Genomic DNA, 12,408 nt, shown 5'->3' with positions numbered 1-12,408 from the left:
CACTCGACGGTTTGTGCAGAGAAGCACGAACGCGATCGCATGCCCCCTGAAGTACCTTGCAGCCGAGCGCAGCGAGGATGGAGCTAGCGGACGGTATACCACTCCGTGGTGTAGCGAGTGGTGTCAGAACCATTGCTCGAACCACTCCGGATTCCTGACTGGCGCGGACACTTTTGTGCGGACCACTCGGGGTGCCATGGCACCGGTAAGTCATGCGATATCTGAGCGCCTTTCTTTTGGTTACTTTTCTTTGGCAAGACAAAGAAAAGTGACCGCTGCCCCGCGCAGGGGCGACGCTAATAGACCGACACGATTGCAGGTGCTTCGCGACACCGGAAGCAGACCACGGACAGCAAGAAACAGCCCCAAAATACTGACACGGCGTAGCCGCCCCCCGGCCCTAAAGGACAAAACCAAAACCTTCCGATAGAACCCGTCGCAATTCCGCAAGACGCTTGCGTCACCCTTACCTAAACTTGATCCTGTTGAACCCTCTTACGAAACCGAAAGGAACGACCATGACGACCTCGACCGTGACCCGCCAGACATTCGACGAAGTGATGGTGCCGGTATTTTCTCCCGCCCCGTTCGTGCCGGATCGCGCAGAGGGCTCCCGCGTGTGGGACACGGCCGGCCGCGAGTACATCGATTTCGCGTGCGGCATCGCGGTCACGTCACTCGGCCACGGCCACCCGGAACTGCTGAAGGTGCTGGACGAACAAGGCCGCAAGCTCTGGCACATCGGCAACGGCTACACGAACGAACCAGTGCTGCGCCTCGCGAAGCGCCTCGAATCGCTGACCTTCGCCGACCGCGCGTTCTTCGCAAACTCGGGCGCGGAAGCGAACGAAGCCGCACTGAAGCTCGCGCGCCGCGTCGCCTTCGACCGCCATGGCGCGGACAAATACGAAATCGTGTCGTTCGTGCAGTCGTTCCACGGCCGCACGTTCTTCACGGTCAGCGTCGGCGGCCAGCCGAAATACTCGGAAGGCTTCGGCCCGGTGCCGGAAGGCATCAAGCACCTGCCGTTCAACGACATCGAAGCCGCGAAGGCCGCGATCGGTCCGAAAACCTGCGCCGTGATCGTCGAGCCGGTGCAAGGCGAAGGCGGTGTGATCCCCGCCGATCCGGCGTTCCTGAAGGCACTGCGCGAAGCGTGCGACGCCAACGACGCACTGCTGATTTTCGATGAAGTGCAAACGGGCGTGGGCCGCACCGGCCAGTTCTACGCATACATGGATACGGGCGTCACGCCGGACATCCTGACGACCGCCAAGGCGCTCGGCAACGGCTTCCCGATCGGCGCGATGCTGACGACCAACGAACTGGCCGCGCACTTCAAGGTCGGCGTGCACGGCACGACGTACGGCGGCAACCCGCTCGCATCGGCAATCGCGGACAAGGTCGTCGAGCTGATCGGCGACCCGGCGCTGCTCGAAGGCGTGCGCGAACGCAGCGTGCGCCTGAAGGGCGCGCTGGAACGCATCAACGCACGCTTCGGCATCTTCAAGGACGTGCGCGGCAAGGGCCTGCTGGTCGGCGCGGAACTCACCGCCGCATTCGACGGCCGCGCGAAGGACTTCGTCACCGCCGCCGCCGAGAACGGCCTGATCATGCTGATCGCCGGCCCGAACGTGCTGCGCTTCGTCCCGTCGCTGGTGATCCCGTTCGACCTGCTCGACGAAGGCGTGAAGCGCTTCGAGAAAGCGGTCGAACAAGTGCTCGCGGCCCAGGAAGCCACCGCGCGCTGATCGGCGCGCCCATCGCAGACAGGAACGACGATGCTATTTGTTCGCCCCGGCAAACTCACGGATCTCGATGCGCTCGCGCACATGGCGCGCACCGCGCAGCCGGTCCTGCACTCGCTGCCGCACGACCGCGCGGCGCTCGAAGCGCGTGTGGCGCTCTCCGAGGATTCGTTTCGCGCGGACGTCGACTTCGCCGGCGAGGAGTTCTACCTCTTCGTGCTCGAGGATTCGTCGACCGGCAAGCTGCTCGGCACGGCGAGCATCGTGGCCGCGGCCGGCTACTCGGAACCGTTCTACGCGTTTCGCAACGACGCGCTGATCCACGCGTCGCGCGAGCTGCACGTGAATCGCAAGATCCACGCGCTCACGATGTCGCACGAGCTGACCGGCAAGAGCCGGCTCGCGGGCTTCTACGTCGATCCGTCGCTGCGCGGCGACGCGGCCGCGCACCTGATCTCGCGCGCCCGGATGATGTACATCGCCGCGAACCGCCGCCGCTTCACGCCGGAAGTGTTCACGCTGCTGCTCGGCGTGAGCGACGGCAACGGCGCATCGCCGTTCTGGGAAGCGGTGGGCCGCAAGTTCTTCGGCCGCAACTTTACCGACGTCGACATCGCGTCGGGCGGCCGCAGCCGCACGTTCATCGCGGAAGTGATGCCGGCCTATCCGCTCTACGTGCCGCTGTTGCCCGAAGCCGCGCAGCGCGTGCTCGGCGAGCCGAACGAAACGGCGTTGCTCGCATACGACATCCATCTCGAGGAAGGCTTCGAGCCCGACCGCTTCGTCGACATCTTCGACGCGGGCCCGGTGCTGACCGCGCAGGTCGACCGTACCGCGTGCGTGAAGCAGGCGTCGGAGCGCGTCGTGCGCGAGGCCGCGCACCAGCAGGGTGACGTCGCGTACATGGTGTCGACCGGCAGCGGTGAGTCGTTCCGCTGCGTGCTGGCCGACCTGCCGGGCGACACGGCCGATGCGGGCGGCGCCGAGGCGCCGTTGGCCGGCGACGTGCGCGCGGCGCTCGACGTGAAGGATGGCGATGTCGTGCGCTGCGTGCCGCTGCACCGCCGCGACGATGAAGATTTGAAGGGAGACGCAGCATGATCGTCGTTCGGGTCGTACAAACGGGCGACGTCGACGCGCTCGTGTCGCTCGCGCAGGAAACCGGGCCGGGTCTGACCACGTTCAAGCCCGACCGCGACGCGCTCGCCGCGCGCATCGAACGCTCGCGCCGCACGCTCGAAGGCCGGGCCGCGCCAGGCGAAGCTGGCTACTTCTTCGTGATGGAAGAATCGAAGACGGGCGACATCGCGGGCGTGTGCGGAATCGAAACGCAGGTCGGCCTCGAGCAGCCGTTCTACAACTACCGCGTGAGCACGGTCGTGCACGCGAGCCAGGAGCTCGGCGTGTGGACGCGGATGTCCGCGCTGAACATCTCGCACGACCTGACGGGCTACGCGGAAGTGTGCTCGCTGTTCCTGAGCCCGCGCTATCGCACGGGCGGCGTCGGCGGCCTGCTGTCGCGCTCGCGCTTCATGTTCATCGCGCAGTTCCGCGACCGTTTTCCGGAACGCATCTGCGCGGAACTGCGCGGCCACTTCGACGAGGACGGCACGTCGCCGTTCTGGCGCGCGGTCGGTTCGCACTTCTACCAGATCGATTTCAACGCGGCCGATTACCTCAGCTCGCACGGCCGCAAGTCGTTCCTCGCGGAACTGATGCCGCGCTATCCGGTGTACGTCGACCTGCTGCCGCAGGACGCGCAGGACGCGGTCGGGCTCACGCACCGCGACACGCTGCCGGCCCGCAAGATGCTCGAAGCGGAAGGGCTGCGCTACCAGAACCACGTCGACATCTTCGACGCGGGCCCGGTGCTCGAATGCCACGTCAACGACCTGCGCACGGTGCGCGAGAGCGTCGTCGTACCGGTCGCGATCGGCGTGCCCGACGCGCGGGACGACGCCCCCCGGTCGCTGGTGTCGAACACGTCGCTGGGCGATTTCCGCGTCGGCGTCGCGCCGGGCGTGGTCGTGAACGGCTCGTTCGTGCTGTCGGCCGACGATGCCGCCGCGCTCGACGTGAAGGCCGGCGATCCGGTCCGCGTACTGCCGCTCAAAGTCAAACAGGGATAAACGAATCATGACGGAACTCTTCATCGACGGCGCCTGGGTCGCAGGCTCGGGCCCCGTCTTCGCGTCGCGCAACCCGGGCACCGACGCGGTCGCCTGGCAGGGCGAGAGCGCGTCGGCGGCCGACGTCGACCGTGCGGTCGCGAGCGCACGTCGCGCGTTCGCCGGCTGGTCGGCGCTCGACTTCGAAGCGCGCTGCGAAATCGTCAAGCGCTTCGCCGCGTTGCTCACCGAACGCAAGGAAGCGATCGCGACCGCGATCGGCCGCGAGACGGGCAAGCCGCTGTGGGAAGCGCGCACCGAAGTCGCATCGATGGCCGCGAAGGTCGGCATCTCGATCCAGGCGTATCAGGAACGTACCGGCGAGAAGCGCCAGGACATGGCCGACGGCGTCGCGGTGCTGCGTCACCGCCCGCACGGCGTCGTCGCGGTGTTCGGCCCGTACAACTTCCCCGGCCACTTGCCGAACGGTCATATCGTGCCGGCGCTGATCGCGGGCAACACGGTCGTGTTCAAGCCATCGGAGCTCGCACCGGGCGTCGCGCGCGCGACGGTCGAGGTGTGGCACGAAGCCGGGTTGCCGGCCGGCGTGCTGAACCTCGTGCAGGGCGAGAAGGACACCGGCATCGCGCTCGCGAACCATCGGCAGATCGACGGGCTGTTCTTCACCGGCAGTTCCGATACGGGCACGCTGCTGCACAAGCAGTTCGGCGGCCGTCCGGAGATCGTGCTCGCGCTCGAGATGGGCGGCAACAACCCGCTCGTGATCGGCGAGGTCGAGGACATCGACGCGGCCGTGCATCACACGATCCAGTCGGCGTTCCTGTCGGCCGGCCAGCGCTGCACGTGCGCGCGCCGCATCTTCGTGCCGCAGGGCGCGTTCGGCGACCGCTTCCTCGCGCGCTTCGCAGACGTCACGTCGAAGATCACCGCCGACGTGTTCGACGCCGATCCGCAGCCGTTCATGGGTGCGGTGATCTCGGCACGCGCGGCCGCGAAGCTGGTCGATGCACAGGCGCACCTGATCGAGCAGGGCGCGAAGCCGATCATCGCGATGGCGCAGCGCGATCCGCGCCTCGGCTTCGTGAATGCGGCGATCGTCGACGTGACGGGCGTCGCGAACCTGCCCGACGAAGAGCATTTCGGCCCGCTCGCGCAGGTCGTCCGCTATGCGACGTTCGATGACGCGATCGAACGGGCGAACGATACGGCGTTCGGCCTGTCCGCCGGCCTCTTGGCCGACGACGCGAAGGTGTGGGAGCACTTTCGCCGCACGATCCGCGCCGGGATCGTCAACTGGAACCGGCCGACCAATGGCGCATCGTCCGCCGCGCCGTTCGGCGGCACGGGCCGCTCGGGCAACCATCGCCCGAGCGCGTACTACGCGGCCGACTATTGCGCGTACCCGATGGCGTCGGTGGAAAGCACGCAACTGACTTTGCCCGCGAGCCTGTCGCCGGGCCTGCATTTCTGATCGAGGGAACGACGATGAACGCACAAGAAGCCAATTTCGACGGGCTCGTCGGCCCGACCCACAACTACGCCGGGCTGTCGTTCGGCAACGTGGCGTCGCTCAACAACGAGAAGTCGGCCGCGAACCCGAAGGCCGCCGCGAAGCAGGGGCTGCGCAAGATGAAGCAGCTCGCGGATCTCGGTTTCGCGCAAGGCGTGCTGCCGCCGCAGGAGCGGCCGTCGCTGCGTCTGCTGCGCGAGCTCGGCTTCTCCGGCAAGGACGCGGACGTGATCGCGAAGGCCGCGAAGCAGGCGCCCGAATTGCTCGCCGCCGCGAGCTCGGCGTCGGCGATGTGGACCGCGAACGCGGCCACCGTCAGCCCGTCGGCGGATACCAGCGACGGCCGCGTGCACTTCACGCCGGCGAACCTGTGCAGCAAGCTGCATCGCGCGATCGAGCACGAAGCGACGCGCCGCACGCTGTCGACGCTGTTCGCGGACCCCACGCACTTCGCGGTGCACGAAGCGCTGACCGGCACGCCGGCGCTCGGCGACGAAGGCGCGGCGAACCATACGCGCTTCTGCGCGGAATACGGCGAGCCGGGCATCGAATTCTTCGTGTACGGCCGCGCGGAATACCGTCGCGGCCCCGAGCCGAAGCGCTTTCCGGCACGTCAGACCTTCGAGGCGAGCCGCGCGGTCGCGCATCGCCACGGCCTCGCGGAGGAAGCGACCGTGTACGCGCAGCAGGACCCGGACGTGATCGACGCGGGCGTGTTCCACAACGACGTGATCTCGGTCGGCAACCGCGACACGCTGTTCACGCACGAACGCGCGTTCGTCAACAAGCAGGCGATCTACGACACGCTGACGGCCGCGCTCGACGCACGCGGTGCGCGCCTGAACGTGATCGAGGTGCCCGACGCGGCGGTGAGCGTGAACGACGCGGTGACGTCCTACCTGTTCAACAGCCAGCTGTTGTCGCGCGCGGATGGTTCGCAGGTGCTCGTCGTGCCGCAGGAATGCCGCGAGAACGCGCGGGTCGCCGCCTATCTCGACCAGCTGGCGGCCGGCAACGGCCCGATTCACGACGTGCTCGTGTTCGACCTGCGCGAAAGCATGAAGAACGGCGGCGGCCCGGCGTGCCTGCGCCTGCGCGTCGTGCTGACCGAAGCCGAGCGCGCGGCCGTCACGTCGAACGTGTGGATCAACGACACGCTGTTCGCGTCGCTCGACGCGTGGATCGACAAGCACTATCGCGATCGCCTCGCACCGGAAGACCTCGCCGATCCGGCGCTGCTCGACGAATCGCGCACGGCGCTCGACGAGCTCACGCAGATCCTGCGCGTCGGTTCGCTGTATGACTTCCAGCGCTGAGGCACGGATGCCGGCCGCCGCGTTGCTCGACGATTTTCTAGCGTTCACGCTCGCTGGTGAGGCGCCCGCCGAACGGGACGGCGTCTGCGCGAGCGGCGCGGTGCGCTGGCAATGGCTCGGCGACGGGCTGCTCGCGTTCGAACCGGCGGCGGCCGACGCCGCGGCGCGCGCGAGCGTGCTCGTGTCGGCCGGCGTGCATGGCGACGAGACCGCGCCGATCGAGCTGCTGTCGATGCTCGTGCGCGACCTCGCGGCGGGTGCGCTGCCGCTCGCGTGCCGGCTGCTCGTCGTGCTCGGCAACGTGCCGGCGATGCGCGCGGGCGAACGCTATCTCGACGACGACCTGAACCGCCTGTTCAGCGGTCGTCACGCGCAGGTGCCCGCGAGCCGCGAAGCACCGCGCGCCGCGCAGCTCGAAGCGGCGGCATCCGCGTTCTTCGCGGCGGCGCCGGCGGGCAGCGCACGCTGGCACATCGACATGCACACGGCGATTCGCGCATCGGTGTTCGAACAGTTCGCGCTGCTGCCGCACACGGGCACGCCGCCCACGCGCGCGATGGTCGAATGGCTCGGCGATGCACGCATCGCGGCCGTGCTGCTGCATACGGCGAAGGGCAACACGTATTCGCATTTCACGGCCGAGCATTGCGGCGTGCTCGCGTGCACGCTGGAGCTCGGCAAGGTGCGGCCGTTCGGCCAGAACGACCTGACGCGCTTCGCGCCGGCCGACCGCGCGGTGCGCAAGCTCGTGTCGGGCGAGCGGGCCGAAGGCGGCGCCACGTTGCCGCGCGTGTTCACCGTCATCGACCAGATCACGAAGCAGAGCGACGCGCTCGAGCTGTTCGTCGCGGCCGACGTCGCGAACTTCACCGCATTCGCGCGCGGCACCGTGCTCGCGCAGGACGGCGACTACCGCTACACGGTGAAGCACGACGAGGAACGGATCGTGTTTCCGAATCCGACCGTGAAGCCCGGCCTGCGCGCGGGCCTGCTCGTCGTCGATACGACGCGCGACACGCTGGCCGCACTCGTCTGATCAGGGTGCGATCGTGCGGGCTGCGGCGACTCGCCGCCCGCACATCGTCTCGCGGTCCATTCATTTTTTGCGATAACACCCGCCCGCCGCACGGACGGCGCACGCGCCACGCTTGCGTATTTGCGACACCGTCTTGCGAGTTCGACGGGGCGCGTGGCGGCCGCCGGACGCGCAGCGCAGCATTGCGCATCGGCGAGCGCTTTGCCATATCGGGCCGCTCGGATTGGTACAATCGCGCCCTTGCGGCTGTTGCGCCGCATCACGGCGCGGCATCGGCATTGTCGGTGTCATCCGACCCTGCAATGATGCATGCGCCCGTAGTTCCGGAACATTCGAGTATCGAGGAGAACACCTGATGAAGTTGGATTGGCGTAAAGTGACCGCGCATGCGGTGGTGGCGGCATCGGCGATGGCGGCAGGCAGCGCGTTTGCCGCGGATCTGAAGGAGATCCGGTTCGGCGTCGAGGCCTCGTACGCACCGTTCGAATACAAGACGCCCGACGGCAAGCTGACCGGCTTCGACATCGACATCGGCAACGCGGTGTGCGCGAAGCTGAAGACCAAGTGCGTGTGGGTCGAGAACGACTTCGACGGCCTGATCCCGGCGCTGCAGGCGCGCAAGTTCGACGCGATCAACTCGGACATGACGATCACCGAGCAGCGCAAGCACGCGATCGCGTTCACCGATCCGATCTACACGATTCCGAACCAACTGATCGCGAAGCAGGGCAGCGGCCTGCTGCCGACCCCGCAATCGCTGAAGGGCAAGCGCGTCGGCGTGTTGCAGGGCACGATCCAGGAAGCGTACGCGAAGAAGAAGTGGGCGCCGGCCGGCGTTGAAGTCGTGCCGTACCAGACGCAGGATCTGGCGTACGCCGACCTGAAGTCGGGCCGCCTCGACGCGACGTTCCAGGATTCGGAAGCCGGCTCGAAGGGTTTCCTGACGAAGCCGCAAGGCCAGGGCTTCGCGTTCGCCGGCGGCACGGTCAGCGACACCGAGATCCTCGGCTCGGGCGTCGGCTTCGGCCTGCGCAAGAACGACGCGGCGCTGAAGACCGCGCTCGATCAGGCGCTGAAGGAACTGAAGGCCGACGGCACGATCGACAACCTCGCGAAGAAGTACTTCAGCGTGCCCGTCACGCTCAAGTAAGCGCATCGCTCGAGCGCACGCTGTTGTAAAGAAAACCCGGCCGCTGATGCGGCCGGGTTTTTCTTTGGGGGAGCGAAAACGCCGGACGCGCGCCGGCCGTCAGCCGGGCTGCGCGGGAAAGAACCGCCCCAGCTCGCGCGCGAGTTCGTTGAGCACGGCCATCTCCTGCTGCGAGATCTTGCGCGCGGGTTGCGCGCCGGCCCAGTCGCCGTACAGCAGCGCGACACTCGTCGCGCCGACGCGCACGGGCAGCAGCACGAATGCGCGCGTGTCGTCGAACGCGTCGAGATACCACGCGGGCAGGCGCTTCATCATCTTCGGCTCCTGCGCCTGCTCGATGAAGATGCCGACCGAGTTCGAGATCGCGAGATGAAACACGTCCGGCTCGAAGCGTTCGTCGAAGCGCAGCCGGTCGAGCGCCGTGTCGACGCCGGGGCCGAAGCCCAGGCGCGCGGCGAACGTACCGTCGTCGTGACGCACGAACATCACGGTGCGCGTGAAGGCGAGACCGGCCAGCAGGCTTTCCGACGCGAGTGCGAGCACCGGCGTCAGCACGTGCTCGGACGGCAGCGCGCGCAGGTCGGCCAGACCGGCTTCGAGGCAGGCCTCGGGCGCGGCCTGCGCGCGTGCGATCGCATCGGCGTTCGCGCGCAGCTCGACGATCTCGCGCATCACGGTGTCGCTCGCTTCCTCGCGCGCGAGCCGTTCGGCGATCTCGACGAGCGCGTCGGATTCCATGTCGAGCTCCGCGCCGTAGTGCTGCGCGAGCGCCGCGATGCGCGCGTCGCGCTGCGGGCTCGCGGGCATGACGAGCGCGCCGGCGACGTCGGTCGAGCAGCGGCTCACCGCGCGCAGCCAGCGGATGCGCTCGGCCGGGCCGCGATCGGCCGGGCCGTCGTCGGCCGCCGGGCCTGCGTGGCGGGCGTCGCCGTCGTCGTCGAACGCATCGGCGTGCGCCGCGTGATCTCCGTTGGCCATCCCCGCGCGGATCACGTCGGGCAGCCGCCAGCGCGCGGCAGCCTCGAGACCGATCTCGTCGAAGCCGACGCCGAGCACGTCGACGCAGGCGGCCGATTCGTCGCCGTTCAACTCGGCCGCGCGGCGGCGGATGTGATCCCATTCGTTGTCGAGATAGCAGACCACCAGCAGCTTGCCGACCTGGCGCATCAGCGTGCAGACGACGGCTTCCTCGCCCGAGCGCAGTTCGGCGCGCTCGGTGAGCTTGCGCGCGACGCAGCCGGACAGCAGCGCGCGGTTCAGCGCCAGCTTCGCGTCGATGCGCCGCGGCGTGCTCTGATGGAAATGGTCGACGAGCTTCAACCCGACCACGAGATGGCCGACGGCGTCCATGCCGAGCACCATCAGTGCGCGGGTCACGGTGGTGATGTTGCCGCCGAACGCCATGTACATCGCGGAGTTCGCGAGCCGCAGCACTTTCTGCGTGAGCGCGAAGTCCGACAGCACGACGCGCACGAGCGCGGTGAAGTCGAGGTCGTCGTTCTTCATCGCGGCCATCGTCGCGCGCAGCGATTCCGACAGCAGCGGGAAATCGCCCCGTTCGTTCATCCGGGCCCACAGCTTGTCGAGCAGCGCGGTGCGGGGCAGGTATTCGGTGGTTGACATACGGATCTGTTCGGTTCGCCGCGCGCGTCAGGCGGCGGCGTGCAGGTGCAGCTGCTGCGCCTCGAAGCGCCGCGCGAGCTCCTCGGACGGCAGCGCCTGGCAGACGAGCCAGCCCTGGATGTGATTGCAGCCCATCTCCGACAGCAGCGCGCGCTGCGCCTCGGTCTCGACGCCTTCGGCGACGAGCTCGAGATCCAGTGTTTGCGCGAGGCCGACCACCGCCGACACGATCGCGCGGTCGTTGCGCGACGTCAGCAGGTTCTCGACGAAACTGCGGTCGATCTTCAGCTTCGCGAGCGGGAAGCGCTGCAGATAGGCAAGGCTCGAATAGCCGGTGCCGAAATCGTCGATCGCGAAGCGGATGCCGAGACCGGTCAGCTCCTCGAGCAGGATTTTCGCGTGCGCGGGATCGTGCATCAGCAGGCTTTCGGTGATTTCGAGCACGATGCGGCGCGGGTCGATGCCGGTCAGCGCGATCGCCTCGCGCACGCTCTGCGTGAAGCGCGGGTCGCGGAACTGCTGCGGCGACACGTTGACCGCCACGTATTGCAGCACGAGCCCCTGGCCGTCCCACGCGACGAGCTGCATGCACGCGGCCTTGAGCACCCAGTTGCCGAGGTAGTTGATCAGGCCGATCGATTCGGCGAGCGGGATGAAGGTGGCCGGCGGCACGAGGCCGTGCACCGGATGGCGCCAGCGGATCAGCGCCTCGACGCCGACCACCGCGCCCGACTGGCTGCGCGTGATCGGCTGGAAATGGAGCGAAAACTCGCCGTTGCGCACGCCGTCGTACAGATCCGCCTCGAGCTTGAGCCGTTCGGCGTCGGCCGGATCGTCGACGGGCGCATGGAACGCGAGCGCGTTGCCGCCCGACGCCTTCGCCTGCGCGAGCGCGTGGTCGGCGCGGCGCAGCAGCGGGCTGTGATGCTGCGCCCGGTGCGGCGCGGCACGTTCGTCGGGATAGAGCGCGATGCCGATGCTCGCGGACAGGTGCACGGTCTGCCCCTGGAATACATAGGGCTCGCGCACCGCGGCCTGCAGCCGGCGCGCGAGCGCATCGGCGGCATGGCTCGCCTGCGCGCGGTCCGCTGCGCCCAGCACGACCGCGAACTTGTCGCTCGCGACGCGTGCGAGCCGCTCGTTCGGCGTGACGAGCGCCTTCAGCCGCTGCGCGGTCTCGCGCAGCAGCATGTCGCCGGCGTCGTAGCCGAGCGCGCGGTTGATCCGCTGGTAGTCGTCGAGGTCGAGCAGCAGCAGCGCCGCGCAGGTGCCGTCCTCGTCGGCCGTCTGCTGCGCGGCCATCAGCGCCGGCACGAGCGCGGACAGGTTGTCGAGCCCCGTCATCGGGTCGTGGTGCATTTCGTACGTCAGGCGAGCCTCGAGCGCGCGCCATGACGACACGTCGAACGCCGCGATCGCGAAGCCGTCGACGCCGTGGTGGCGGCTCTTGAACGCGCGGATCTCGACGTCCAGCGGGTAGGTGAGCGACTTGACGATGCACATCGTCGCCTTCTCGACCTGGCCGGAACGGGCGGCGCGTGCAAGCAGGCCTTCGAGCGCCGGGGTATCCTGTTCGGCGATCAGGTCGCGCAGCGTCAGCGTATGCAGATAGTCGCGGTGGTAGCCGATGAAGCGCAGGCTGGCGTCGGACACGTACAGAAAGCGCAGCTCGCGGTCGACGTGGGCGAGGAAATCCACCGTGCCGACCGTCTGTTCCAGCCAGTTGCGCACGGAGTCGTCGCGGCGCGGCGCGACGGCGCGCGCGGGCATCAGCGCGCCGCCCGACCGAGCGAAGCGTCGCAGCGTATGCAAGGCGCTGCGCCAGGAGCCCTTGCGTGACGTCTGTTTCCTGTTGGCTTCCATGTTTCTCGCTGACGTGAAGGGCTGGAACCGGTT

Annotated in this window: 9 protein-coding genes; 7 read left to right on the top strand and 2 right to left on the bottom strand. The window is 68.1% G+C overall.

Annotation, left to right across the window (positions count from 1 at the left end; genetic code table 11):
- Positions 1–518: 518 nt before the first annotated feature.
- The 7 genes from BLS50_RS02515 to BLS50_RS02480 all read left to right on the top strand — a co-directional run bounded on the left by BLS50_RS02515 (position 519) and on the right by BLS50_RS02480 (position 8,889).
- A complete protein-coding gene (locus BLS50_RS02515; RefSeq protein WP_069232377.1) occupies positions 519–1,751 on the top strand; it encodes an aspartate aminotransferase family protein in 1,233 nt (410 codons plus the stop codon).
- 30 nt (positions 1,752–1,781) lie between these two features.
- Positions 1,782–2,849, top strand: coding sequence for an arginine/ornithine succinyltransferase subunit alpha (gene aruF / locus BLS50_RS02510; RefSeq protein WP_074800507.1), 1,068 nt, complete (start codon positions 1,782–1,784; stop codon positions 2,847–2,849).
- Positions 2,846–3,877 carry an arginine N-succinyltransferase gene (astA, locus tag BLS50_RS02505; protein ID WP_074800505.1) on the top strand — a complete coding sequence of 344 codons (1,032 nt, stop codon included), beginning with the start codon at positions 2,846–2,848 and terminating at the stop codon, positions 3,875–3,877. Before aruF ends, astA begins: the two co-directional genes overlap by 4 nt.
- Before the next feature lie 7 nt (positions 3,878–3,884).
- The gene (gene astD, locus BLS50_RS02500; protein WP_074800502.1) at positions 3,885–5,348 is read left to right on the top strand and encodes a succinylglutamate-semialdehyde dehydrogenase; all 1,464 of its coding nucleotides are present in this window, start codon (positions 3,885–3,887) and stop codon (positions 5,346–5,348) included.
- Positions 5,349–5,362: 14 nt separating this feature from the next.
- Entirely contained in the window at positions 5,363–6,703 is a 1,341-nt protein-coding gene (gene astB / locus BLS50_RS02495) for an N-succinylarginine dihydrolase (protein ID WP_027810308.1), read from the top strand.
- 7 nt (positions 6,704–6,710) lie between these two features.
- Complete coding sequence (gene astE, locus BLS50_RS02490) at positions 6,711–7,739, top strand: succinylglutamate desuccinylase (protein ID WP_176934209.1); 1,029 nt, start codon at positions 6,711–6,713, stop codon at positions 7,737–7,739.
- 355 nt (positions 7,740–8,094) lie between these two features.
- A complete protein-coding gene (locus BLS50_RS02480) occupies positions 8,095–8,889 on the top strand; it encodes an ABC transporter substrate-binding protein (RefSeq protein ID WP_074800494.1) in 795 nt (264 codons plus the stop codon).
- Between the two features lie 99 nt (positions 8,890–8,988).
- On the opposite strand, the gene BLS50_RS02475 is transcribed toward BLS50_RS02480, so the two are convergent.
- Positions 8,989–10,512, bottom strand: a complete 1,524-nt coding sequence (locus BLS50_RS02475; protein ID WP_027810990.1) for an HDOD domain-containing protein — start codon at positions 10,510–10,512, stop codon at positions 8,989–8,991.
- A gap of 27 nt (positions 10,513–10,539) precedes the next feature.
- Entirely contained in the window at positions 10,540–12,282 is a 1,743-nt protein-coding gene (cdpA, locus tag BLS50_RS02470; protein WP_195760328.1) for a cyclic di-GMP phosphodiesterase CdpA, read from the bottom strand.
- Positions 12,283–12,408 lie beyond the last annotated feature (126 nt).

This window comes from Burkholderia orbicola (assembly GCF_900100915.1).
Classification (GTDB): domain Bacteria; phylum Pseudomonadota; class Gammaproteobacteria; order Burkholderiales; family Burkholderiaceae; genus Burkholderia; species Burkholderia orbicola.
This window is presented reverse-complemented; position numbering and strand designations above follow the sequence as displayed.

Coding starts and splice junctions, on each gene's coding strand:
- astD (WP_074800502.1), top strand. CDS start 3,885: ATGACGGAACTCTTCATCGACGGCGCCTGGGTCGCAGGCTCGGGCCCC.
- BLS50_RS02475 (WP_027810990.1), bottom strand. CDS start 10,512: ATGTCAACCACCGAATACCTGCCCCGCACCGCGCTGCTCGACAAGCTG.
- astA (WP_074800505.1), top strand. CDS start 2,846: ATGATCGTCGTTCGGGTCGTACAAACGGGCGACGTCGACGCGCTCGTG.
- cdpA (WP_195760328.1), bottom strand. CDS start 12,282: ATGCCCGCGCGCGCCGTCGCGCCGCGCCGCGACGACTCCGTGCGCAAC.
- BLS50_RS02515 (WP_069232377.1), top strand. CDS start 519: ATGACGACCTCGACCGTGACCCGCCAGACATTCGACGAAGTGATGGTG.
- aruF (WP_074800507.1), top strand. CDS start 1,782: ATGCTATTTGTTCGCCCCGGCAAACTCACGGATCTCGATGCGCTCGCG.
- astB (WP_027810308.1), top strand. CDS start 5,363: ATGAACGCACAAGAAGCCAATTTCGACGGGCTCGTCGGCCCGACCCAC.
- BLS50_RS02480 (WP_074800494.1), top strand. CDS start 8,095: ATGAAGTTGGATTGGCGTAAAGTGACCGCGCATGCGGTGGTGGCGGCA.
- astE (WP_176934209.1), top strand. CDS start 6,711: ATGCCGGCCGCCGCGTTGCTCGACGATTTTCTAGCGTTCACGCTCGCT.